We start from the raw sequence: 24292 nt of genomic DNA on the forward strand, positions 1-24292 counted from the left end.
CGGCCTTGCAGCCTGTTAGAAGAAATCATGACATCAAGTATCTTAATGTCAAGACAATCACGGAAGCAGCCGCTGGCGCGAAAAAAGGCAGCCTCTACGGCGTCCAAGGATGCGATGCGCGAACACACAATGCGCAAACAGAAGGCCGTGCGCGGACAAAACGCCATGCGCGCGCAGGAAGCGGACTCGATCGAAGGGCTGCTCGCGGAATGGCGGCGCGAACGGCCCGATCTCGATCCCTCGCCGTTCGGAATCTTCGGTCGCATCTGGCGGCTGTCGACATCCGTGCTCAGCGATGCCGAGGCGTGGCTGACGCCGCTCGGGCTGACCTTCGAGTCTTTCAGCGTGATCGTGACGTTGCGCCGCTGCGGACCGCCCTACGAGCTCAACCCGACGGCGCTCTATCGCGAGTCGCTGCTATCGTCGGGCGCCATCACCAACCGCATCGATCGCGTCGAGGCGCTGGGCCTCGTGAAGCGCTTGCCCGATCCGAACGACCGGCGCGGCACGATCGTGCGGCTGACGGCGAAAGGCCGCACGCTGGCGGACCGCGCGATCAAGCTGCACTTCGATGCGCTGGCGGAGATGTTGTCGGGTATCGACGGCCGCGAGCGCGACCAGCTTGCCGGGCTTCTCTCGGCGCTCTTGAAAGCCGTCGAGGCGCGACGGGCCGAGCAACCACGGACGCGCCGGCGGCGATAGGCGCCTGCGACCTTCCTGCCGGAACCGTTGAACCGGAACCGCGCCGCGAACGACTAACTAAGGATGGCGGCGAGTGGCACCGATGACGCTCGCCGGCTTGCCTGTCCGGGCGGTACACACGCGACAGCGGCTCTCATCACGTGAATGTCATCGGGCAAAAAGCGGAAAAATAGACGCGGGAACCGCAGGACTACCGCGTCGTTGCCGTACGTCTTTATGGTCGTCACTGCGCCGTTTTGGCTGTGCAAAATAGCCACACAGCCTTTCCTTCGACGGCCGCGAATTGTGAAAAACGTAACGAGCGCGAGTCTATCGGTTATAGATTGCCGCGCGGAACTTAAATGCCGGGGGCGAAGCCCCTCAGTCTTCGGGAGACACAGGTGAAAAGCATGCGACTCAACGGTTTGCTGGCCTCCACCGCCCTCGGTCTGGCCTTGCTGACGAGCCAGCCGGGCTTCGCCCAGCAAACCGATCAGCAGAAGGTCGACGCTGCTGTGCCGGTCCCGGATACCACCCTGCCCCCGCCGCCGACGCTCAAGGATGTTCAACCCGCGCCGGCCGCCGCCGAGGTGAAGCCCGCAGAGCCGAAGCAGGAAGCCGCGACCCCGGCCGCCGAGCCGACGAAGACCGAACCGGTTCAGAACGCCACCGCGCCGGCTGCGGAACCGCCGAAATCGGAACCGGTGCAGAAGGCAGCCGTGCCGGCCGTCGAAACGCCGAAGACCGATCTCCCGCCCAAGCTCAACCTGTCGCAGCCGACGGTGACGGCCGACGCCGCGCTGAGCGACAAGCTGCGTGAGATGGTGACGGGCAAGCAGCTCGACCGCGTCGGGCTGCGCAAGGCCGAGCGCACCGGCGTCGAGTCCTTCTACGCCGCGCGCAACTATGCGCCGATCTGGATCGGCAGCGATGCCGCCGCGGCCCGCGCCGCTTCCGCCATCGGCTATCTGAACAACGCGGAGGCCGTCGGCCTCGAGTCGAGCGATTATCCGACGCCGGATTTCAAGGCGGCGACGACGCCCGAGGCGCAGGCGGAAGCCGAGCTTCGGCTCACCGCGTCGGCGCTGACCTTCGCGCGTCAGGCGCAGACGGGTCGCATCCACTTCACCCGCGTCTCCGCCGACATTGCGTTCACGCCGGTCGCGCCCGATCCGGCCGATGTACTCGGCAAGCTCGCCGCCAGCGACGACGCGGCGAAGACGCTCGACAGCTACAACCCGCCGATGCCCGAGTTCAAAGCGCTGAAGGCCAAGCTCGCCGAACTGCGTAACAATGACGGCCAGCTCGCCGCCAAGCCGGAACAGAAGAAGCCGGAGCAGGTTCGCGTGCCGGAAGGCAAACTGCTGCGCCTCGGCATGAAGGACGACCGCGTCATCGCGCTGCGCAAGCGCCTCGATGTCCCGGGAGACAAGAACAACCCGGTCTACGATGAAGACGTCCGTGACGCGGTGAAGACGTTCCAGGAAACAGCCGAGATCGGCGTCGATGGCAACGTCGGTCGCAATACTCTGGCCGCTCTGAACGGCGATCAGAAGGGAGGCGAGAACCGCGCCTCGCACAACACCATCGACACAGTGCTCGTGAACATGGAGCGCTGGCGCTGGTATCCGCGCGACCTCGGCAATCCGCACGTGGTCGTCAACATTCCCGACTATACGCTAACGCTCTGGAATAACGGTAAGCCCTACTGGCATTCCAAGATCGTCGTCGGCAAGCCGAACAAGGCGACGCCGCTGATCAGCGCGGAAATGAAGTTCATCACGGTCAATCCGACCTGGAACGTGCCGCCATCGATCATCGAGAACGAATATCTGCCGGCGCTGCGCGAGGATCCCGATGCCCTCGACCGCATCGGCCTCAAGGTCGAGCAGCGGCCGGACGGAACGCTCCGCGTCTATCAGCCGCCGGGAGCCGCCAACGCGCTCGGCCGCATCCGCTTCAACTTCCCGAACAAGTTCTTGGTCTATCAGCACGATACGCCGGACAAGCAGCTGTTCGCCCGCAGCGAGCGCGCCTACAGCCACGGCTGCATGCGCGTGCAGAACCCCTTCACCTATGCGGAGAAGCTGCTGTCGCTGGCGCTGCCGAACGAGAACTACAGCGAGGCGCGCATCGAGAAGATGCTGGGCTCGAACGAGATCAACATCAATTTCCCGAAGCCGATCTGGGTACACCTGACCTATCAGACCGCCTGGGTCGATCAGGACGGCAAGCTGCAGCTCCGTAAGGATATCTACGGCCGCGATGCCAAGATGATCTCGATCATGAAGGGCAGCGAGATGAAGGTGGCGGACACCGCCATCGACCGGCCGCCGAACACGTCGTCTAAGCCGGTACGGGTGCCGGTTGGCATGCTCAACAACGGCCGCGGCGGCGGTTATCGGGACTCCGGTCCGAACTTCTTCGACTGGCTGTTCAACGGCGGCGATCAACAGGAAATGCGCCGTGGGCGCGGCCCCAATGGTCCGCGCGCCGACAGCTCGGGCCGCTACTACGGCAGCTGGCGCTAAGCAGACTCGCCCAACACGCCATCCGTTCCCGCAAAAGCGGGGACTCAGCGTGCTGATACAAGCTTATTTGGGAGCCTGCTGATTCCGGCCTTGGCGGAAATCAGCAGAGAGACCGGATCGAAAAACAAAAACGCCGGCGGGAAACCGCCGGCGTTTTTGTTTGCAGTCACGGAGGCGCGGGCGATCGGTCGCGGCGCGCCATAATCCTTAGACGCTGGAGATCGCGCCCAGCAGCATGCTGATGCGGCCGTCGCCCCACATCGGCAGCAGGAGCCGCGCGTAGCCGCCATCGCCTTCGTGCCGGTAGTAGGTCGGCTTACGCGCCTCGACCGCGGCACTGGCCTGCGCGCGCAGATATTCGAACGGATGCGGCAGCGCGCCTTCATCGGCAAAGCGGCCTTTGAGCGTGCTCGCAGCGCCCTGGTTGAGGGCCCGCGACAGGAAATTGAAGCGGAAGCGCTCGGGTTGCGCGAAAACGTCGATCAGCAGGGCGCCGGTCCCCAATTCCTCGAGCACGGGCTGCTTCACGTCGTCCCAGAACGGCATCTCATTGCCGGCACGACGGAGCCCATCCCAGTAGGACTGAACCGGGACCAGATCGCGGTCCAACTTCTCGGGAAGCGCGAAGGGGGTCATGCAGGACGGGCCTTAGGACTGCCGGGGAGGATGCGGATGGTACAGGTGGGTGGACTTGAACCACCGACCTCTGGTTCCACAGACCAGCGCTCTAACCAACTGAGCTACACCTGCACGAGTACGGATGACCGGCCTAGCCGGGCGAGGCGGAAACTAAGTGCCGCCTCCGGGTTTGGCAAGTTTCCATTTGCCCTTCCCGCATAACAAAAAGCCCGGGGCGGACCCCGGGCTTGCTGGATTTCTCGGGGAGCCTACGGCTCAGGCCTGCTTGGTGAAGGAGGTGAAGCTTTCCTTCAGCGGCTCGGCGGTGTCATTGGCCGTCTTCTGGGCGCACTCGGCGAGATCCTTGGCCTGCTCTGTCATGGTCTCGAACTGGCCGCGCATGAAGGCGGTCGACTTCTCCACCATTTCAGCAAAGGACTTGGTGGTGAACAGATCGGCGTAGAAGTCGAAGGCGGCGTTGCTGTTGGCCTTCGCGTGCGCGATCACCTTCAGACCGTAGTCGGTGCAGCCCTTGGAGGCCGTGGAATAGGTGTCTTCGAGCAGCTCAGTGGCCTGCTCGGCGGCGCCCTTCACCTTGTCGTAGTTTTCCTTCGCCTGGGCGATGCCCTTTTCCGCCATCTCGCGGAAGGCAGTCGGCATTTCCATCGACGGCATCTCGAAATGCGGCATTGCGAACTTCGGCATCTCGAAATTGGGCATTTCGAACTTCGGCATCTCGAACGGCGGCATGAAGGAGGCGACCGGCTTCCTGGATTTCGTTGTCGGCGCCGCAGCAGCGATATCGGCCATAACAAGCATCCTCGGAGGGCGCGTTCCGGCTCGTCGACAGACCGCCCGCCCTCGGCACACGGTCCTCGTCTGTTCACATCAGCCCACCGGAGTAATGAAATTGCGCATCCGGTGGGCGCTCGTGGAATGTTTATAGCACATTTTTGATGCGTTGCAATAATATTATTGCGTCGCACAAAAGCTGTGCCACCGACGCGCCGGCGCACGACCAGCGGTAACTAAGTCCGGAGAAGCTCGATCGGTCGCGGCGAAACCGCCCGGCTCAGTGAGCCGGCGGTTTGGCCATTGCGGCGGCCTTCTGGCTCAGCTCCTTGGCCTGCTCGGCCAGGGCCGCCATTTGGCTGTTCACGTATTCGGTGTGCAGGCGGGCGACGTCCTGCGGGTCCTTGGCCTGAAACAGGCGCTGCGCGAACTGGAACGACGAGGAAATATTGGTCTCGGCGAAGCGCATCGCGAGTTCCCCGACCTCCCGGGCGCCGGTTTGCGCCGTTATGGCCTGGTTCTGCGCCGTGTTCACCGCCTGCTGAGCGGCAGACACGAAGCTGTCGAAGGCGGCACGCGCCTGTTCGACACTTTTTTCGGCAAAGGCGCGCATCTCATTCGAGATATCGAAAGCGGTAGACATGGCTGTCCTCCTCTCCTCCGGACCCGGCGTGCAAGTCGATATTACACAAATTCGCGGGGGCGGAATGGGTCCCGCCCTCTTCCATTAACGTTATTGCCGCTTCGCTGTGACACGCGTGTGATGCGCCGTGGACGCCGGTCGGCCCGAGCCCTATTAAGGCTTTATTAGCCGTAAAGTCCGCGACGCGTGCCATGCTTGAGCCCAGATTCCAGGTCGACTGGCTGAACGATCCGCGGCTCGCGGCACACGCCCTGAGCCCGGTTCCGGTGTGGCTATGGAGCGCGACCGAGCCGCGCATCCTGTGGGCCAATGCGGTCGCAGCCGCCATTTTCGACGCGCCCTCACCGGCCGCGGCGTCGGAGGTTACGTTCGAGCCCAATCACTCCGCCGTCGCGCAGGTCGCGCGCTTGGCCGGCACCTTGCCGCAAGGCCTGCCGCGCCTCGAACGGCTGCGCGGCTTCGGTGCCGCGCTCGGCGGCACGCTCGTCTGCCAATGCTCGCGCATCACGCTTGCCGATCATCGCAACGCCATCCTCATCGTCTCGACCGAGCGCGCGGGGAAAGAGCTGGCGCTGCCGGAGCGCGCGCATCGGCTGTTGAAAGATGTCGACGAACCGGCCGCGCTGTTCACCGCCGACGGCGAGTTGATCGAAAGCCTCGCCAGCGCGCGTGAGCGCATGGGCGACAAGCGCGATCTGATTGCGCTCGGCGCCGAGAAACTCGCGCGCGAGGCAACGCTCAATGGCCGCGCCGACGGCGAGCTTGGCGAGGGCGCCGTGACCTTACGCAAGCTCGGCGCCGGCCCGACCGTGACCTTGCTGATGCTCTTCACCGGCCCGGCGCGCAAGCCGGCTGCGCCACCGGTCGCGCCGCCCGTTGCGATCGTCCCGCCGCAAGCGCCGGTCGCGCCGCCCGAGCCGCAGACGATCGCGTCGCCACCGACCGTGCCCAATCCGGCAAGCCTCGAAGCGCCGGCGCGCCGCATGCCGTTTCGCTTCGTCTGGCAGATGGACGAAGACACGTGTTTCACCGTCGGCACCGAGGACTTCGAGCGTCTGATCGGACCGAACACAGCTTCCGTGCTCGACCGGCCGTGGAAGGAGATCGCCGACGCCCTCAAACTCGATCCGTCGGGACAGGTCGCGCAGGCCCTGAGCGCACGCGAAACCTGGAGCGGTCTCGTCGTGATGTGGCCGGTGGACGGCAGCGACGAGCGGCTGCCGATCGAGATGTCCGGTTTGCCGGTGTTCGATCGCGACCGGCAGTTCGCGGGCTTCCGTGGTTTCGGCATCTGCCGCGACACCGATCGCATCGACGCGTTGCAGCGCCAGCGTTCGCAAACAGCGCCCGAGCCGCCGCCGGCGATAGCGCCGCCGCCAGCCGAGGCGCCCGCGCCGCCGCTCGAAGCCAAGGTGCTGCCGTTCCCGTCGGCCGCGCCGCCCGCTCCGCGCGCGCCCGAACCGCCGCCGGCTCCCGCGGCGGAAACGCCGTCCGTACAGGCGCCCGCGCTCAGCCCGAGCGAGCACAGCGCATTCCAGGAGCTGGCGCGCGAGCTTAGCGAAAGGCTGCGCAACGGCGGCGAGAAGAAAGCCGAAGACGAGATCGCGCCCTTCGTTGCGCCGGCACCGCTTGCGCCGGCTGCGCCGGTCGCGCCATTGGCACCGACATCGCTGCCCCTCGCCCGCAACCCGAACGCGGCGCGCGACACGCACGAAGGCCGTCCCATTCTCGACCGGCTGCCGGTCGGCATTCTCGTCTATCGGCTGAACAATCTGATCTACGCCAACCGCGCGTTCCTCGATTGGACCGGCTACGGCACGCTTGAAGCGCTGACCGAAGCCGGCGGCCTCGACAGTCTGTTCATCGAAACTCGCGAAGCGCCCGCGGGCGCCAAGAACGGCAACGGCAAGACGCTCTCCATCACCACCGTCAACGGCAACCAGAAGGCCGTCGAAGGCCGGCTGTTCACCGTGTCCTGGAACGACGAGAACGCGCTGGTGCTGATGATCAATACGCAGCCGGTCGTCTCCGACGAGCGCGGCAAGGCGGCGGAAGCGTCGCTGCGCCGGCTGGAAGAAGAGAACCAGCAGCTCAAGGCGGTGCTCGACACCGCGACCGACGGCGTGCTGGTGCTCGACCGCGCCGGCCGCGTGCTCTCGGGCAACCGCAGCGCCCAGGCCCTGTTCGGCTACGAGGCCACGCAATTCAGCGAGTTGTCGTTCGGCGATCTGTTCGCGCCGGAAAGCCGGCGTGGCGTGCTCGACCATCTCGACCGGCTGACGCGCGAAAATGGCGCGCGCATGCTGGATCCCGGGCGCGAAGCGATCGGCCGCGTCGCCAAAGGCGGGCTGGTGCCGCTCTACATCACCATGGGGCGCCTCGAAGGCGGCGACAAAGTCTGCGTGGTGCTGCGCGACGTCACCGCCTGGAAGCGCACCGAAGAAGAGTTGATCAAGGCGCGGCAGGAGGCAGAACGGGCCTCCACGGCCAAGTCCGAATTCCTGGCGAAGATCAGCCACGAGATCCGCACGCCGCTCAACGCCATCATCGGCTTTTCCGAAGTGATGATGCACGAACGTTTCGGCGCCATCGGCAACGAGCGCTACAAGCAGTATCTCAAGGACATCCACGCCTCCGGCGGAAGCCTGATCACGCTGCTCAACGACCTGCTCGATCTGTCGAAGATCGAAGCCGGCAAGCTCGACCTGTCCTTCGTCAGCATCGACCTCAACAATGTCGTGCAGCAGTGCGTCGCGCAGATGCAGGAGGACGCGAACCGCGAGCGCGTCATCATCCGCACCTCGCTGCCGCCGACCTTGCCGCACATCATCGCCGACGCGCGCTCGGTGCGGCAGATCGCGCTCAACCTGCTGTCAAACTCGATCAAGTTCACCGGCGCCGGCGGACAGGTGATCGTCTCGACCGCGGTGAACGATACGCACGAAGTGGTCCTGCGCGTCCGCGACACCGGTACCGGGATGAGCGAGAAGGAATTGCAAACCGCGCTCGAGCCGTTCCGGCAGTTGTCGACGTCGGCGCGCTGGGGTTCCGGCGGAACCGGTCTGGGGCTGCCGATCACCAAGGCATTGGCCGAAGCCAACCATGCGCGCTTCCGCATCGTCAGCCATGTCGACGACGGTACCTTGGTCGAAGTCGCATTCCCCGCCACGCGGGTGCTGGCGCAGTAGCGCTTTTCGTTTATGCTCCGCCTATCACCGTCATCCTGAGGTGGCCGCGCGGCGGCCCTCGCAGGAGAACGGCCGATCATCCTTCGAGGCTCGCTTCGCCCGCACCTCAGGATGACGGGGAAAGGTGGTCATGCGTCGCCTTGTACTGAGCCTCATCATCTCGGTCATCGCTGCCCTCCCCTCCGCGCGCGCGGCCGAGAAGGTCGACCTGCTTCTGGTTCTCGCGGCCGACGTTTCGCGCAGCGTCGATGCGCGCAAGTTCCAGCTTCAACGCGAAGGGTATGCCGCGGCGATCTCGGACCGCCGCGTGCTCGAGGCGATTCAGGCTGGACGCAACGGGCGGATCGGTTTGACCTTCATCGAGTGGTCCGGCTTCGGCAACCAGAAGGTCGTCATCGACTGGACCATGATCGACGGGCCAAAAGCGGCGCAGGCTTTCGGCGACCGATTGCTGGAATCGCCACGCTCCTTCGCCGATCGCACCGCGATCAGCGGCGGTATCGAGGCGGCGGTGGCGCAGCTTGCACGCGCGCCGTTCACCGCGGACCGGCAGACCATCGACGTTTCCGGTGACGGCACCAACAATGCCGGCCGCGACGTCACCTCCGCGCGCGACGAGGCGCTCAAGCTCGGCATCACCATCAACGGCCTGGTGATCCTCAGCGACCAGCCGCTGCCGTGGAATCCGGAGCACACCAATCCGCCCGGCGGCCTCGCCAAATATTATCAGGACAACGTCACGGGCGGTCCCGGCGCGTTCGTGATGGAGGCGAAGGATTTCAATTCCTTCGGCGAGGCCATCATCAAGAAGATGATCGCCGAGATCGCGCAGGCCGCGCCGACGGGACGACAGGCGGCCTTGCCGCCGCGCTGACCCGGGCACTTTGTCGCAAGATGTGGGCTCGCCCGCAGCGCCATCGCGCGCACGCCGCTTATCTCCATGATGATGCGCGGCATTTTCACAACGGGTAACGACTTTAGTACCCTAGAACTATTCTAACCTATTGATCTTTCATCAAAAAATTTATTGACCGTTCCAGGGGCGACATCTCACATCGGCACCACGTCGCGTGCCCGGCCGATGGCCAACGCGGAGTATTCTTGCCAGGAGATCAAGCCATGTTCGCTGCGGCCAAAACTTTCGCACGGGCCTTCGTCACGCTCGGGGCCGTCGCGGCCGCCGGTAGCGCGTTCGCCCAGTCGGGCGAGGTCAACGTCTACACGTATCGCGAGACCAAGCTCGTGCAGCCGCTGTTCGACGCCTTCACCAAAGACACCGGCATCAAGGTCAACATCATCTCGGCGAGCTCCGGTCTCGAACAGCGCATCAAGTCCGAAGGCGAGCGCAGCCCAGCCGACGTGCTGCTCACCGTCGACATCGGACGTCTCGAAGATGCGGTGCGCGCCGGCATCACGCAGCCGATCGTCTCGCCCGCGCTCGACAAGGTGATCGGCGCGCAGTACCGCGATCCCGAAGGCCACTGGGTCGGCATCTCGCTGCGAGCGCGCGTCGTTTACGCCTCGAAAGAGCGCGTCAAGCAGGACAGCATCACCTACGAAGAGCTCGCCGACCCGAAGTGGAAGGGCAAGATCTGCATCCGCTCCGGCCAGCACATCTATAACAACGCCTTGATCGCCGCCTTCATCGCCAAGCACGGCGAAGCGAAAGCCGAAGAATGGCTGCGCGGGCTGAAGGCCAATCTCGCCCAGAAACCTTCGGGCGGGGATCGCGAGACCGCCCGCGACGTCGCGGCGGGCAAGTGCGACCTCGGCATCGGCAACACGTATTACTGGGCGCTGATGGCGACGAGCGACGCGCAGAAGCCATGGGCCGACGCGACCAAGGTGATCCTGCCGACCTTCGCGGGCGGCGGCACGCATGTGAACGTGTCCGGGGTCGTGCTTGCCAAATACGCGCCCAACAAGGCCAATGCGATGACGCTGATCGAATGGCTGGCTGGCGAGAAGGCGCAACACATCTACGCCGACGTCAATTACGAATATCCGCTGCGCGCCGGCGTCGCCGTCAATGCGATTATCGCCGGCTATGGCACGCTCAAGCCCGATACGCTCGCGCTGTCGAAGGTCGCGGCCGCGAAGAAGGCGGCGGCCGCGCTGGTCGATAAGGTCGGCTTCGACAATTGAGCGCGATCCCGTCCGAATTGAACGGCCCCGCCTCGCGCGGGGCCGACGCGTTTCGCCGCCCACACTGGACGCCGGTTGCCGCGACGGCCATCGCCCTGGCCGTCGCCGCGCTGCTGGCGCTGCCGCTCGTCAGCCTCGCGCGCATCGCGGCCATCGGCGATGCCGAGATCTGGCCGCACCTCGCCGCCTATGTAATCCCCAATGCGGCAGCACAGACGGTGCTGCTGCTCGGCGGCGTCGCCATCGTTACCACCGCCGCGGGCGCCGGCACCGCATGGCTCGTCACCACCTTCCGCTTTGCCGGGCGCGGCATGTTGTTGTTGTTGTTGCCGTTGCCGCTCGCGCTGCCGACCTATATCGCCGCCTATGTCTACGGCGACATGCTCGATGCCGCGGGCCCCGTGCAAAGTGCGCTGCGCGCGGCATTCGGATGGCAGAGCGCCGGCGATTATTGGTTTCCACCGGTGCGCTCGCTCCCGGGCGCCATCCTGATCATCGGTTTCGTGCTGTATCCCTATGTCTATCTCGCCGCGCGGGCGATGTTTCAGACGCAATGCGCGACCTTCATCGATGCCGCGCGGGCAACCGGTGCGACGCCGACACGCGCCATGCGCGACATCGCCCTGCCCTTGGCACGGCCGGCCTTGGCGGTCGGCGTCGCGCTGGCGTTGCTCGAGACGCTCAACGACATCGGCGCCACCGAATATCTCGGCGTGCAGACGCTGACTTTGTCGGTGTTCACGACCTGGCTCAACCGCGGCAGCCTGCCCGGCGCGGCGCAGATCGCGCTGGCGATGCTGGCGATCGTCGCCGCGTTGATTGCGTTCGAAGCCTATGGCCGCCGGCATCAGCGCTATCAGTCCGTGCAGGACAGTCGCGTCACGGCGCCGGTTGCCCTGCACGGCTCCCGGTCGCTGCTCGCGCTCGTCGCCTGCCTCGTGCCGGTGGCGTTCGGCTTCCTGATTCCCACAGGCTTTTTGTTGCGCGAGGCGATCCTGCGCAGCCTGAGCGGCGGCATCGATCCGGCGCTGCTGCGGCATGGCCTGACCACCGTCACGCTGGCGGCGTGCGCGACGCTGGTCATTCTGCTCGTCGGGCTCGCCGCCACATTGGGCCGTCGGCTCGTGCCCGGGCGCTTCGTCGCGGCCGGCGTGGGCATCGCCACGCTCGGCTATGCGATCCCCGGCACGGTGCTGGCTTTGGGTTTGCTTGGACCGCTGGTGGCGATCGACGACGCCATCAACTGGCTGAGTTTGTACTTCACCGGCGCCAGCGTCGGTCTCGTCGTCGCCGGATCGAGCGCCGCGCTCATCATCGCCTACAGCGTTCGCTTTCTCGCCATCGCCATCGGCTTCATGCAGGCGGGCCTGGCGCGCATCCCCCGCGAGTTCGACGAAGTGGCACGCGCCTGCGGCGCCGGACCCACGAAGCTCGTCGGCGACATTCACCTGCCGCTGCTGCGCCCCGCACTATGGGGCGCCGCCCTGCTCGTCTTCGTCGACTGCCTCAAAGAGCTGCCGATGACGCTGCTGTTGCGCCCGCTGAATACCGAGACGCTGTCGACCTACATCTACCAGTTCGCCAGCCGCGGCAATTTCGAGGACGGAGCGCTGGCCGCGCTCCTGATCGTTGCCGTCGGCCTCTTGCCGGTGGCGCGTATGGTCCATCTGGCCGAAGGCCGCCCGGCGGCCCGGACGAGACCCGCTAAGTAAGCTTAACCCTTGGGAAAGTCGGCCCTAAAAGGGTCACAGACCACCCCCAAGGTTGGCTGCAGCGGGCCCGATGATATAGTCCGCCGGCGCTTGGCGCTGAACCACAACCGGAATCCTTCCTTTTGAACGCCGCCGCCGGCTTAAAACGCCTGGGACTCGCGCTGCTTGCCGCATTCGTGGCGGTGGCCGGCTTGCTCATGGCCGCAGGGTACCTGATCTCGGCCGATACCGTGCGGAGCCAGGCCCTGCGCGAAATCCACGCCGCCACCGGGCTCGAACCGGTGCTGCGCGGTTCGACCAAGGTCGACCTGTTTCCGAGCGGCAGCATCAGCTTCGAGGACGTGATGCTGGGCGACGAGGGTCGGCCCGCACTGGTCGCCGAGCGCCTGACCGCGCGTCTACGCTTCTTCCCGCTGCTGATCGGCCGCGTCGAGATCGCCGACGTCTCGCTCGAACAGCCGACCATCCGCATCGACTTCGACGCCGACGGACAGACCAACTGGTCGGGCCTGATCGCGGCGCTCGCCAATGGCCGCAAGCGCGGCGATGCGCGCACCACCGGCTTCTCCGAAATGCGCATCGACAATGGCACGGTGATCGTCCGTGACCTGACGCGCAAGAACGAAGAGAAGCTGACCGACTTCGATTTCTCTCTCGCCTGGCCGTCGATCTCCAAGAGCTTCGGCGCCACCGGCCACTTCGTCTGGCACAAGCAGCCTGTCGATGCGACGCTGACGCTCGCGGATTTTCCGGCGGCGCTCAATGGTAACCGCACCGGCGTGCGGCTGCGTCTCGCCGGCGCGCCGCTCAAAGCGGCGTTCGAAGGCTCGATCAGCGTCAAGCCCACCTTGCGCATCGAAGGCACCATCGCCGCCGACTCGCCCTCGCTGCGTACGGCGTTGCTCTGGGCCGGACAGCGGCCGCTGCCCGGCGGCGGCTTCGGTCGCTTCACGCTCAAGGCGCAGACCAATGTGGTCGGCGGCACGGTCGGTCTCTCCGGCGTGAACGTCGAGCTCGACGGCAACAGCGCCGAGGGCGTGCTCACCTTCGCGACCGATGGCCGTCAGACGCTGCAAGGCACGCTCGCCGCCGACAAGCTCGACCTGACGCCCTACGTTTCCACCGTACGGCTGCTGACGACCAATCAGCGCGGATGGGACAATGCGAACATCGCGCTCGACGGTCTGAACGGCATGGACCTCGACCTGCGGCTGTCGGCCGGCAACGTCACGGTATCCAACGCAACGCTCGGACGCACTGCCATCGCCGCCAATCTGCGCGGCGGCCACTTGGTCGTCACCATCGGCGAAGCGCAGGCTTATGGCGGCGTGATCAAAGGCTCGCTCGCGCTCGCCAACTTCGAAGACAGCGTCGACGTCAAATCGCAACTCCAGTTCATCGACGTGGATCTCGAGAGCTGCCTCGGCCAGCTCTTCAATCTCAAGCGGCTGGAAGGCCGGGGCAACATGTCGCTCGCCGTCGAAGGACGCGGCGATAGCGTGCTCGCCGTCACGCGCACCCTGCATGGCGAAGCAAGCCTCGTCGGACAGAACGGCGCGCTCGCCGGCCTCAACGTCGAACAACTGCTGCGCCGTCTCGAGCGGCGGCCTTTGTCCGGCGCCGGCGACTTCCGCAGCGGCCGCACGCCGTATGAGAAGATCAGCGTCGGTCTGAAGATCGAAAAGGGCATGGCCAGCGTCGAGGACGTGAAGGTCGAAGGCTCGGCGGTGCGCCTCGGCCTCGTCGGCTCGGCGTCCATTCCGCAACGCGAACTCGATCTGAAGGGCACGGCGACATTGGTCGCGGTGGCGCGTCCCGGCGCGACGCCGTTCGAGTTGCCGTTCATCGTGCAGGGCTCGTGGGACGATCCGCTGATGATGCCGGATCCAGAAGCGCTCATCCGCCGCTCCGGCGCGGCGGCGCCGCTGCTCAACGCGGTGCGCGATCGCAGCGCGCGCGATCAGGTACGGTCGGTCATCGACAGGCTCACCGGCGGCGCTCAGCCCGCTGCTGAACAGCAGCCCGCACCCGCTGGCAAAGCCGATTAAGCAACACGACGCCTGATTCGCCTTCGCGCGCAACGATCGCGCGATCGTACACGCGGCGTGTATGTCTTCCGACATAACGTTCCCCTTCTATTTCCATCTTTTAAATTGCGCCCGTCGGTCCGTAAAAATGCCCTAGTTCCAACCGAGATTCGCCGCTGTCGGGATTTGGGGGGCGAGGGGCATGGCACGGTTTCATCCGCAAGCCACAACGATCAACGTGATTCCACAGCGGCCCTGTCCGCATTGTGGCTTAAAAATGATGTTGGCTCGTATCGAGCCGTCACGGCCGGGGTTCGACCTGCGTACGTTCGAGTGCCGCGAATGCGATTATACGGAAAGCGTGGTCGCGAAGATTTAGGACGCGGTTGAGTTAAATCGCGCGCAGCGGTCAGACCGCCGCGCCGAGCGTCGTATCGCGAGCGCGTCGCACGGCTCCTCGCTTCGTCAGCAGCGATGATATAATCGTCGCCACCGCCACGAAGGCGATCATGAGCGTGCAGATCGCATTCACCTCCGGCTTCACGCCGAGCCGCACCTCCGAATAGATCCGAATCGGCAGCGTGGTGGCGCCCGGCCCCGTGGTGAAACTCGCGATCACCAGATCGTCGAGCGACAGCGAGAAGGCGAGCATCCAGCCGGCGGCAATTGCCGGCGCGATCAGAGGCAGCGTCACCGTCAGGAAGGTCTTGAGCGGCGGGCACCCGAGATCCATCGCTGCTTCTTCGAGGCTGCGGTCGAAGCTGACCAGCCGCGAATGCACGATCACCGTGACGAAACACATGGTCAGCGTGGTGTGTGCGGCAGCCACCGTCCAGAATCCGCGATCGACACCGAGCGCGACGAACAGCAACAGCAGCGACAGCCCGGTGATCACTTCCGGCATCACCAGCGGCGCATAGACCATGCTGGAAAACAATAGGCGGCCGCGGAAGGCGCCGAAGCGCGTGAGCGTCACCGCCGACAAGGTGCCGAGCAAGGTCGCCGCCGTCGCCGATAGAGCCGCAATGCGCAGGCTCGCCCAGGCCGCCTGCAACATCGCCTCGTCCTGCAGCAGCGCGCGATACCAGGTCAGCGACCAGCCGCCCCAGATCGTCACCAGCCGCGACGCGTTGAACGAATAGATCACCAGGATCGCGATCGGCAGATAGAGAAACGCCAGGCCAAGCGCGACAACGGTGATGTTGAACAGCGAAAGGCGCCGCATCACCGTGCCCCTTCGATCGCGCGCCGCTGCAGCCGCTCATAGACCATGATCGGCACCAGCAGCAGCACCAGCAGCGCGACGGCAATGGCGGAGGCGACCGGCCAGTCGCGGTTGGCGAAGAACTCCGTCCACAAGGTCTGTCCGATCATCTGCGTGTCCGAGCCGCCGAGCAGATCGGGAATGACGAACTCGCCGCAGATCGGAATGAAGCACAGCAGCGCGCCGGCGGCGATGCCGGGCAGCGACAGTGGCACAGTCACCTGCCAGAACGCCTTCCACCGCGGTGAGCCGAGATCGGCGGCGGCTTCGAGCAAGCTCTCGTCCATCTTCTCCAGCGTCGCGTAGAGCGGCAGCACCATGAACGGCAGATAGGAATAGACGACGCCGATATAGATCGCGGTATCGGAAGCAAGCCAGGCGGCCGGCTGGTCGATGATGTGCAGGTTGAGCAGCAGCGTGTTGAGCAGCCCGTCGCGCTGCAGGATGTTGACCCAGGCGTAGACGCGGATCAGGAACGAGGTCCAGAACGGCAGCACCACCAGCATCACCAGGAGCGGCTGCCACGCGCGCGGCGACCGCGCGATGCCGTAGGCCATCGGGTAGCCGATCAAAAGCAGGATCACTGTCGAGACGAAGGCGACCTCGAGGCTCTTGAGATACGACAGGATGTAGAGCCAGTCGGAGCCGAGCATCGCATAGGAATCGAACGAGAGCTGGGCGATGAAATCCTTTAGTCCCTGCCAGCCGGCCGCAAGATCGAGCACCGGCAGATAAGGCGGCTGCGCCATCGCCGTCTGCGACAGGCTGATCTTCAAGACGATAGCGAACGGCGCCAGGAACAGCACCAGCAGCCAGGCATAGGGGATCAGCACGACGAAGCGTGCGGACCAAGAGCGCTTGCGCACGGCCTCAGACATTCTCGCCTCGGCATCTCAGCGCGTCATGGCCGGGCTTGTCCCGGCCATCCACGTTTTTACGACCCGGCGCGTCAAAGAAGAACGTGGATGCCCGGCACAAGGGCGGGCATGACGGAGTGCCTGTCCCGCTCATCGCACCAACACCACGCCGGCCGAGGGCGGCCAGGACAGCCATACATCGTCGCCGACCGAAAACGGTGGCGGGCCGCCGCTGTTGGCGAGGGCGACTTTGATCGAGGAATTATCGCCGAGACGCACCTTGTAAACCGACATGTCGCCGCGATAGCCGATCTCCTGCACGGTGCCGCCGAGCGCATTGAACGTCTCGCCGGCCGCACGGCCGTTGCCCAGCCTGATCTTCTCCGGGCGCAGCGCGAGCCATACTTTGTCGCCGACCTTGGCGGCGTTCTGCGCGACGCGCAAAGGCCCCAGCGCGGTCGCCAGCATATCGGGCTGCGACAGCGTTCCCTCGATCAGCGTCACCTCGCCGATGAAATCGGCGACCCAGCGCGAATTCGGCCGCTCGTAGATTTCTTCCGGCGTCGCCACTTGGGACAAAGTGCCATGATCCATGACCGCGATGCGATCGGCGACGATCATCGCCTCTTCCTGGTCGTGGGTGACGATGACGAACGTGGTGCCGAGCTTGCGCTGCAGCTCCATCAACTCGAACTGGGTTTCGGCCCGCAGCTTCTTGTCGAGAGCGGCGAGCGGCTCGTCGAGCAGCAGCACGCGTGGCTGCTTGATCAGCGCGCGGGCCAGCGCCACGCGCTGACGCTGACCGCCGGAAAGCTGATCGATGCGGCGTTTGCCGTAGCCGGTGAGCCGCACCAGCGCCAGCATCGCCTCGACCCGTGCGGCAATCTCGTCCCTTCCGACTTTATCCTGGCGCAGGCCGAATCCGATGTTGCCCTCGACCGTCAAATGCGGAAACAGCGCATAGCTCTGGAACATCATGTTGACCGGCCGCTTGTGCGGCGGCGTCCGGCTGATGTCTTGGCCGTCGAGCAGAATGCGCCCCTCGGTCGGCGTCTCGAAGCCGGCGAGCATACGCAATAGCGTGGTCTTGCCGCAGCCCGATGGCCCCAGCAGCGCGAAGAACTCGCCTTGGGCGATGTCGAGCGACACGTGATCGATGGCCGTCAGCGCGCCGAAGCGCTTAACGATGCCCTCGAAACGCACCAATGCCGGCTTATCCGCCGCGGCACCACCCGCCATCATGCCCCTCGTCTAGCCTAACCCGCGCGCACGCTAGCGGGACGCGCACGGGCGCTCAACCGGGCAATGCGCGCATCTGGAAAACTAGAGGGCATTGAACTTGGTAGCCCTCCGTTCGTCCCCGCGCGCAGACATCGAGTTTACTCGATGTCTGCCACTTTTAGTGCGCAAGTCGGCTACAGTCGACTTGCGATGGGGACCCAGCGCTGGATTCCCGCTTGCGCGGGAATGAACGGAGATTGTGGCCGCTCAATTCCAGAGCAGCTTCAAGGCACCGAGAGCGTGCGGCGCACGGCGTCCTGCCAGCCGGCGTATTGGCGCGCGCGCAGGTCTTCCGCCATGGCCGGCATGAACCGCCGCTCGCGCCGCCATTGCGCGGCGAAGCCGTCGAGATCGGGACACAGGCCCGCGGCGCGGCCGGCAAGATAGGCGGCGCCAAGCGCGGTCGTCTCCATCAGCACCGGCCGGTCGACCGGACTGGCCAGGATGTCGGCCAGGAACTGCATGGCGACGTCGCTCGCGGTCATGCCGCCATCGACGCGCAGCACGGTCGCGGCATCCTGTGCCGCCGGCCAGTCGGCTTTCATCGCATCGAGCAGATCGCGCGTCTGGTAGCCGACCGCCTCCAGCGCCGCGCGCGCCAGCTCCGCCGCGCCGGTCTTACGCGTCAGGCCGTAGAGAGCACCGCGCGCCTGCGCATCCCAATGCGGCGCGCCGAGTCCGACGAAGGCTGGCACGAGATAGATCCGCTCGGCCGGGTCGGCTTTCACCGCGAGCGCATCGCAATCGCTCGCTCTGGTGATGATCTTGAGGCCGTCGCGCAGCCATTGCACCGCCGCGCCGGCGACGAAGATCGCGCCTTCGAGCGCATAAGTGCGCCGTCCGTCGAGCTGATAGGCGATGGTGGTGAGCATCCGGCTGCGCGAGGCCACACACTGCGTGCCGGTGTTGAGCAGAGCGAAGCAGCCGGTGCCGTAGGTCGACTTCATCATGCCGGGTGTAAAGCACCCCTGCCCGATGGTCGCCGCCTGCTGATCGCCGGCGATGCCGAGGATCGGGATTGCGCCGCCGAACAGGTCGGTGACGCCGAACTTGCCGGCGCAATCGCGTACCTCGGGCAACAGCACCGCCGGCACGTCATAGAGCCGGCAGAGATCGGCGTCCCATGCCCCGGCACCGATGTCGAACAGCCCGGTGCGCGCGGCGTTGGTCGCATCGGTCGCATGCACCTTGCCGCCGGTCAGCCGCCACAGCAGGAAGCTGTCGATGGTGCCGAAGGCGAGCTGCCCCGCTTCGGCGCGAGCCCGCGCCCCGGGGACGTGTTCGAGCAGCCAAGCGATCTTGCTGGCCGAGAAGTACGGATCGATCAGCAGCCCGGTCTTGGCGGTGATCTCCGGCTCGTGGCCCCCGGCACGCAAGGTGTCGCAATAGGCGGCCGTGCGCCGGTCCTGCCAGACGATGGCGTTATGAACCGGCTGGCCGCTGGCGCGATCCCAGATGACGGTCGTCTCGCGCTGATTGGTGATACCGATGCCGGCGACTTCGTTGGCGGCGAGCGACGCTTTCGCCATGACGTCACGCACGCATTGCACCGTCGCCCGCCAGATGTCCTCAGGGTCGTGCTCGACCTGACCGGACGCGGGATAGATTTGCGGCAGCTCCTGTTGCGCGGTGGCGAGCGGCTGTAGCGCGGCGTCGTAAGCGATCGCGCGCGTCGAGGTCGTGCCCTGATCGATGGCAATGAGTGCGGTCGGCAATGGCGCTTCCCCTTTTTATTTCCCTCTCGTTCTTCCGGGGAGAGGGATAGACGCAGTCTCAGCCCGCCGCCGGCTTGCTCAAAGACACGATGAACTGATTGATGGAGATGCGCTCGTCCGGTGTCGCCTGAAGGCCGAGCTTGGTGCGGCGCCACAGCACGTCCTCGGCGGTTTCCGCCCATTCGTGCTCGACGAGATAACGCACCTCCGCGCCGGTGAGATCGCCGGTCAGGCGCGGGCCGAGATCGTCCATGCTCTGCGCCTCGCCGAGGATCTGTTCGATGCGCAGCCCGTAAGCGCGCACCAGGCGCCGCGCATGCGGCTCCGACACGAAGGGCCAGCGCGCGATGGTCTCCGCCACCACGCCATCGAAGTCATCCGGCGGAAAGCCGCCGCCCGGCAGCGTGGAGCCCGCCGTCCAGGCCGGCCCGGTCTTGAAGAACGGGCCGATCTTCTCCATCGCCGTCTCGGCCAGCCGGCGATAGGTGGTGATCTTGCCGCCGTAGATGGTCAGCATCGGCGCCTGCCGCGCCGTCTCGTCGAGCACGAGCGTGTAATCGCGCGTGACATCTTCCGGTTTGTTGGAGCCGTCGTCGTAGAGCGGCCTGATGCCGGCGAACGACCACACTAGTTCGTCCGGCGTGATCTTGTCGCGGAAATACTCGTTCATCACGTCGCAGAGATAGAGGATTTCCTTGGCGTCCGGCGCCGGCGTGTTGACGTCGCCGACGAACGGGATGTCTGTAGTGCCGATCATCGTGAAGTCCTGCGCGAAGGGCAGCGCGAAAACGACGCGATTGTCCGCCGTCTGCAGGATGTAGCCGGCGTCGTGCCGGAACTGCCGCCGCACCACGATGTGGCTGCCTTTGACGAGCCGCGCCGGCCGCTTGAGCGGCTGACGCAGGATGTTCTCGGCCACCTCGCCAATCCAGGGACCGGCGGCATTAACGACAACGCGCGCCGTCGCCGTCTCGCGCCGGCCGCGCACATTGAGCACCAGATTCCAGCGCTCAGGCCCGCGCTCGGCACGCGTCAGCTTGGCATGGGTGCGGATGGTGGCGCCGCGCGCGGCGGCATCGACCGCGGTCAGCACCACCAGCCGCGCATCGTCGACCGAACAGTCGGAGTATTCGAAGCCGTAGGAGAATTTGCGCTGCAGCGGCTGGCCGTAAGCGTGATGCGTGAGATCGACCGTGCGCGAAGCCGGCAGCAGTTTGCGCGCGCCGAGCCAGTCGTAGAGCAGCAGGCCGAGCCTGAGCTTGAGCGGCGCGCGCAGACCCGGCAGCGGCGGCAACAGGAAATGCATCGGCCGCACCACATGCGGTGCCATGCGCAGCAATACCTCGCGCTCGGTGAGCGCTTCGCGCACGAGACGGAACGCGCCGTGCTCGAGATAACGCAGGCCGCCATGGATCAGCTTGGAGGAGGCCGAGGAAGTGCCGCTGCCGAGATCGTTCATCTCGACCAGCAGCACGCGCAAGCCGCGGCCCGCGGCATCGCGGGCGATGCCGGTGCCGTTGATGCCGCCCCCGATGATGGCGAGGTCGAAATCGGCCATGGCCTTGCGGACTGCCTCATTGCGGCCGCAGGGCGCGGCTGAAACTTACTCTACTGCAGGCGTGTTAACGTCGATTAAAGCAGCAAGATCCGGCCGAGATTGCAAACTTGCCTTAAGCTGGCCATATCGAACTTGTCATTCCGGTGCGGCGCGCTCGCGCCCCGTACGACCGATCGAAGGACCCGTAATGCCCTCCCCGCGCCTGCTCGTCATCGAAGGCAACTCCCCCAAGACCATGGCCGAACACAAGGCGGTCGGCGGCACCATCGCCAGCCAGGGCTATGGCGACCTGCTGCGCGAACTGCTTCCGGGGGCCGCCGTCGATGTCTGCTATCCCGGCGACGTCGCCGCAGCGCTGCCGCAAGGCCAGGCGCTCGAGGGCTATGACGGCATCGCGATTACCGGCTCGGGCTTGCACGTCTACAACGACGGCCCGGAGGTCACGCGCCAGATCGATCTGGTGCGCGCCGCCCTCTCGACCGGCACACCGCTGTTTGGCTCGTGCTGGGGCTTGCAGGTCCTCACGGTCGCTGCGGGCGGCCAGGTGCGGCGCAACCCCAAGGGCCGCGAGATCGGCTTCGGCCGTGGCATCCGCCTCACCGACGCCGGCCGCAAGCATCCGATGTATGTCGGCAAGATCGAGGTGTTCAACGCGCCCACTGTGCATCTCGACGAGGTCGAGACCGTGGCGCCCGGCACCACCATCCTCGCCTCGAATGCGGTCTCGGCGGTGCAGAGCGCCGAAATCCGCACCAACGGTTCGGTCGCCTGGGGGGTACAATATCACCCGGAATACCCGCTGCGGGAGCTCGCGGCCATCGTTCGCCGTATCGGTACGGGTCTCATCGCCGAAGGCTTCTTTGGCGACGAGACCGAGGTGAAAGCGTTTTCGCAGGAGCTGGATACGCTCGATAAGGACCCGGCCTGCAAGCGCCTGTCGTGGCGGCACGGCATCAGCACCAACGTGCTCGACAAGAAGCTGCGCACCAGCGAGGTCGCCAACTGGATCGAATTCCAGGTGCTGCCGACCCGGGCGAAGCGCGGCCGAGGCTGAAATTCGTCATGTCCGAGCTTGTCCCGGCCGTCCACGCCTTTAGGCTCTCCGCCAGCAGGACGTGGATGCCCGGCACAAGGCCGGGCGTGACGGAGTAACGCCATGGACTTCTCCAACAAATACGTCGTCGTCACCGGCGGCACCGGCGCGCTCGGCGCTGCGGTGGTCGCCGGGCTCCTGCGCGGCGGCGCGCATTGCATCGTGCCCTACCGCGCCGAGCTGGAAGCGCAGCGCTTCGCGCATCGCGGCGATCCGAACGTCACGATGATCGCCGTCGGCGATCTCGCCGACGAGACGCAGGTGGCGCGTGTTTACGCCAGCCCCGGCGCGGCGCCGCTCTGGGCGTCGATCCACATTGCCGGCGGCTTCGCGCCGGGCAATGTCGCCGACACCGACAAGGCGGCGCTGATGACGCAGCTCAACGGCAATCTGGTGTCGTGCTTCTTGTGCTGCCGTGCGGCCGTCAACGCCATGCGCGCCGGCCGGCAGGGTGGCCGCGTCGTCAACGTGGCCTCGCGCCAGGCGCTGGAATGGCGCAGCGGCGCCGGCATGGCCGCTTACACCATCGCCAAGTCGGGCGTCGCGACGCTGACGACAACCTTGGCGGAAGAGGTCGTGCGCGAGGGCATCCTCGTCAATGCGGTGGCGCCGTCGATCATGGACACCGGCGCCAATCGCGCGGCGATGCCGCAGGCGGATTTCAACGCATGGCCGAAGGTCGAGGAAGTCGCGGCGACGATCCTGTTCCTCGCCTCGCCTGAGAACAAGGTGACCCGCGGCGCCGTCGTGCCGGTGTATGGGAAGGTGTGATTTTCACCCTCCCCACAAGGGGGAGGGTTAGAAAGAAGCTATCCCGCCACGGGCACCAGTTCGAGCGACGGCCGCACGAGGCGCTGCACCTGGTTCGAGGCGACGACGGTGCGGCCTTCGGCATAGGCTTCGTGGTTCTTTTCGATGTCGTCGAGCACGTAGAGATAGTTGACCATGAAGCCGTGCGCCTGCTTCATCGCCTTATCGGACGTATCGGCGAGATAGTTGATGCGCTCGAGACGCGCGCCATTGCCGAGATGGAAACGCGCCACCGCGTCGAGCGGCGCGCCGCGGCCGTTCTTGGCGCGCACGTAGTAATACGCCGCCGCGCGCATCATCGGCTCCTTGAGCGCTTCCGCCTTCTCGGCGTCCTGCCACCAGCCCGGCGTATCGAGCGCGGCGAGCGCCGTCTTGTCGGCCTCGCTGAGCGCGATCGAGCTCTCCGCCGCGCGCTCGCGCTTGAGCCACGAGGCGAAGCTCGTCACCGGCGACAAGGTGACAAACGTGTTCAGCTTCGGCATCTCGCGGCTGACTTCCTCGACCACCTGCTTGATGAGGAAGTTGCCGAAGGACACGCCGGCGAGGCCGCGCTGACAGTTGGAGATCGAATAGAACACCGCCGTGCGCATCTTGTCCGGTTCGACGGTCTCGCGCGTGGTCGCGAGGATCGGCCCAATACCAGGCGGAATCTCACGCGTGAGCGCCACCTCGACGAAGATCAGCGGCTCATCGTTGAGCGCCGGGTGGAAGAAGGCGTAGCAGCGCCGGTCCGGCGGATCGATGCGGCGGCGCAGATCCTCCCAATCATGGATCTCGTGCACGGCCTCGTATCGGATGATCTTTTCCAGGATCAGCGCCGGCGTCGACCAGTCGATATGTCGCAGCACCAGGAAGCCGCGGTTGAACCACGACGTGAACAGATGCACGAAATCTTCGTCGATCGACTTGAGGTCGTCGCGATGCGCCAGCACATCCATGAGCTGCTCGCGCATGCGCACCAGCGAGGCGGTGCCGCCGGGCGCCAGATTGAGGCGGCGGAACAGCTCCTGCCGGCGAGGTTCAGAGGCCACGTGCAGGTCAGCGGCCGTCGCATCGGACGGCTTGGCTTGCCAGGCCGCGATGGCCTTATCGACCCGGGCCGGGTCGGTGCCGAAGCGCCGGGCCAGCGCCTCGAAAAACGCGATGCGCGGCCCGGTGGTCAGCTCGGCGTAGCGGCCCAGGATTTCCCGGGCCAGTGCGACGCCGGAGGCCTCGCCGCGCCCGGACAGCAGGTCCTCGCAAAGTTCCACAAGGCTTTCGGAGCGGGCCGAGGCATCGGTCCGCCGGTCCCCACGGGCGAGAAGGGCCCGCCCGCGGTCGGAGATGGTTTGCAGCAATTCGCCGAAAAACGAAGTGTTCATCCGATGCCCCTGCGGC

The 24292-nt window shown here is 65.8% G+C and carries 18 protein-coding genes and 1 tRNA gene; 9 read left to right on the forward strand and 10 right to left on the reverse strand.

Annotation, left to right across the window (positions count from 1 at the left end; genetic code table 11):
* Positions 1-129 precede the first annotated feature (129 nt).
* Positions 130-702 carry a MarR family winged helix-turn-helix transcriptional regulator gene (locus DW352_RS13620; protein WP_245434111.1) on the forward strand — a complete coding sequence of 191 codons (573 nt, stop codon included), beginning with the start codon at positions 130-132 and terminating at the stop codon, positions 700-702.
* A 389-nt stretch (positions 703-1091) separates the two neighbouring features.
* Positions 1092-3212 (forward strand): L,D-transpeptidase family protein, encoded by a 2121-nt coding sequence (locus DW352_RS13625; RefSeq protein WP_162826949.1) that lies wholly within the window; start codon positions 1092-1094, stop codon positions 3210-3212.
* A gap of 207 nt (positions 3213-3419) precedes the next feature.
* On the opposite strand, the gene DW352_RS13630 is transcribed toward DW352_RS13625, so the two are convergent.
* The 4 genes from DW352_RS13630 to DW352_RS13645 all read right to left on the reverse strand — a co-directional run bounded on the left by DW352_RS13630 (position 3420) and on the right by DW352_RS13645 (position 5265).
* The gene (locus DW352_RS13630) at positions 3420-3848 is read right to left on the reverse strand and encodes a PAS domain-containing protein (protein ID WP_115691837.1); all 429 of its coding nucleotides are present in this window, start codon (positions 3846-3848) and stop codon (positions 3420-3422) included.
* Positions 3849-3885: 37 nt separating this feature from the next.
* Positions 3886-3962 (reverse strand) — tRNA-His (locus DW352_RS13635).
* A gap of 144 nt (positions 3963-4106) precedes the next feature.
* The gene (locus DW352_RS13640) at positions 4107-4640 is read right to left on the reverse strand and encodes a phasin (protein ID WP_162826950.1); all 534 of its coding nucleotides are present in this window, start codon (positions 4638-4640) and stop codon (positions 4107-4109) included.
* Positions 4641-4902: 262 nt separating this feature from the next.
* Positions 4903-5265: a phasin family protein gene (locus DW352_RS13645; protein ID WP_115691839.1), complete on the reverse strand. Its 363-nt coding sequence runs from the start codon at positions 5263-5265 to the stop codon at positions 4903-4905.
* Between the two features lie 191 nt (positions 5266-5456).
* Here DW352_RS13645 and DW352_RS13650 point away from each other — a divergent pair, with 191 nt between their 5' ends.
* The 5 genes from DW352_RS13650 (at position 5457) to DW352_RS13670 (ending at position 14358) form a co-directional block, all read left to right on the forward strand.
* Positions 5457-8453, forward strand: a complete 2997-nt coding sequence (locus DW352_RS13650) for a PAS domain-containing protein (RefSeq protein WP_115691840.1) — start codon at positions 5457-5459, stop codon at positions 8451-8453.
* Between the two features lie 130 nt (positions 8454-8583).
* Positions 8584-9327, forward strand: a complete 744-nt coding sequence (locus tag DW352_RS13655) for a DUF1194 domain-containing protein (protein WP_115691841.1) — start codon at positions 8584-8586, stop codon at positions 9325-9327.
* A gap of 245 nt (positions 9328-9572) precedes the next feature.
* Positions 9573-10598, forward strand: coding sequence for a Fe(3+) ABC transporter substrate-binding protein (locus DW352_RS13660; protein WP_115691842.1), 1026 nt, complete (start codon positions 9573-9575; stop codon positions 10596-10598).
* Positions 10595-12310, forward strand: coding sequence for an ABC transporter permease (locus tag DW352_RS13665; protein WP_245434112.1), 1716 nt, complete (start codon positions 10595-10597; stop codon positions 12308-12310). The genes DW352_RS13660 and DW352_RS13665 overlap by 4 nt, the downstream gene beginning before the upstream one ends.
* Positions 12311-12507: 197 nt before the next feature.
* Entirely contained in the window at positions 12508-14358 is a 1851-nt protein-coding gene (locus DW352_RS13670; RefSeq protein WP_245434114.1) for an AsmA family protein, read from the forward strand.
* 388 nt (positions 14359-14746) lie between these two features.
* Here the strand turns inward: DW352_RS13670 and DW352_RS13675 are convergent, their stop codons facing one another.
* The 5 genes from DW352_RS13675 to glpD form a co-directional block, all read right to left on the reverse strand.
* Positions 14747-15562, reverse strand: a complete 816-nt coding sequence (locus DW352_RS13675; RefSeq protein WP_115691844.1) for an ABC transporter permease — start codon at positions 15560-15562, stop codon at positions 14747-14749.
* Positions 15562-16479: an ABC transporter permease gene (locus tag DW352_RS13680; protein WP_115691845.1), complete on the reverse strand. Its 918-nt coding sequence runs from the start codon at positions 16477-16479 to the stop codon at positions 15562-15564. The genes DW352_RS13675 and DW352_RS13680 overlap by 1 nt, the downstream gene beginning before the upstream one ends.
* Before the next feature lie 129 nt (positions 16480-16608).
* Positions 16609-17700: an ABC transporter ATP-binding protein gene (locus tag DW352_RS13685; RefSeq protein ID WP_115691846.1), complete on the reverse strand. Its 1092-nt coding sequence runs from the start codon at positions 17698-17700 to the stop codon at positions 16609-16611.
* Between the two features lie 263 nt (positions 17701-17963).
* Positions 17964-19454, reverse strand: coding sequence for a glycerol kinase GlpK (gene glpK / locus DW352_RS13690; RefSeq protein ID WP_115691847.1), 1491 nt, complete (start codon positions 19452-19454; stop codon positions 17964-17966).
* A gap of 58 nt (positions 19455-19512) precedes the next feature.
* Complete coding sequence (gene glpD, locus DW352_RS13695) at positions 19513-21012, reverse strand: glycerol-3-phosphate dehydrogenase (RefSeq protein WP_115691848.1); 1500 nt, start codon at positions 21010-21012, stop codon at positions 19513-19515.
* Positions 21013-21199: 187 nt separating this feature from the next.
* Between glpD and DW352_RS13700 the strand changes: the two genes are divergently transcribed.
* Positions 21200-22066, forward strand: coding sequence for a type 1 glutamine amidotransferase (locus tag DW352_RS13700; RefSeq protein ID WP_115691849.1), 867 nt, complete (start codon positions 21200-21202; stop codon positions 22064-22066).
* A gap of 102 nt (positions 22067-22168) precedes the next feature.
* Entirely contained in the window at positions 22169-22876 is a 708-nt protein-coding gene (locus DW352_RS13705) for an SDR family NAD(P)-dependent oxidoreductase (RefSeq protein WP_115691850.1), read from the forward strand.
* A gap of 38 nt (positions 22877-22914) precedes the next feature.
* On the opposite strand, the gene DW352_RS13710 is transcribed toward DW352_RS13705, so the two are convergent.
* Positions 22915-24276 carry a malonyl-CoA decarboxylase gene (locus tag DW352_RS13710; protein WP_115691851.1) on the reverse strand — a complete coding sequence of 454 codons (1362 nt, stop codon included), beginning with the start codon at positions 24274-24276 and terminating at the stop codon, positions 22915-22917.
* Positions 24277-24292 lie beyond the last annotated feature (16 nt).

This window comes from Pseudolabrys taiwanensis, from assembly GCF_003367395.1.
GTDB classification, from domain to species: domain Bacteria; phylum Pseudomonadota; class Alphaproteobacteria; order Rhizobiales; family Xanthobacteraceae; genus Pseudolabrys; species Pseudolabrys taiwanensis.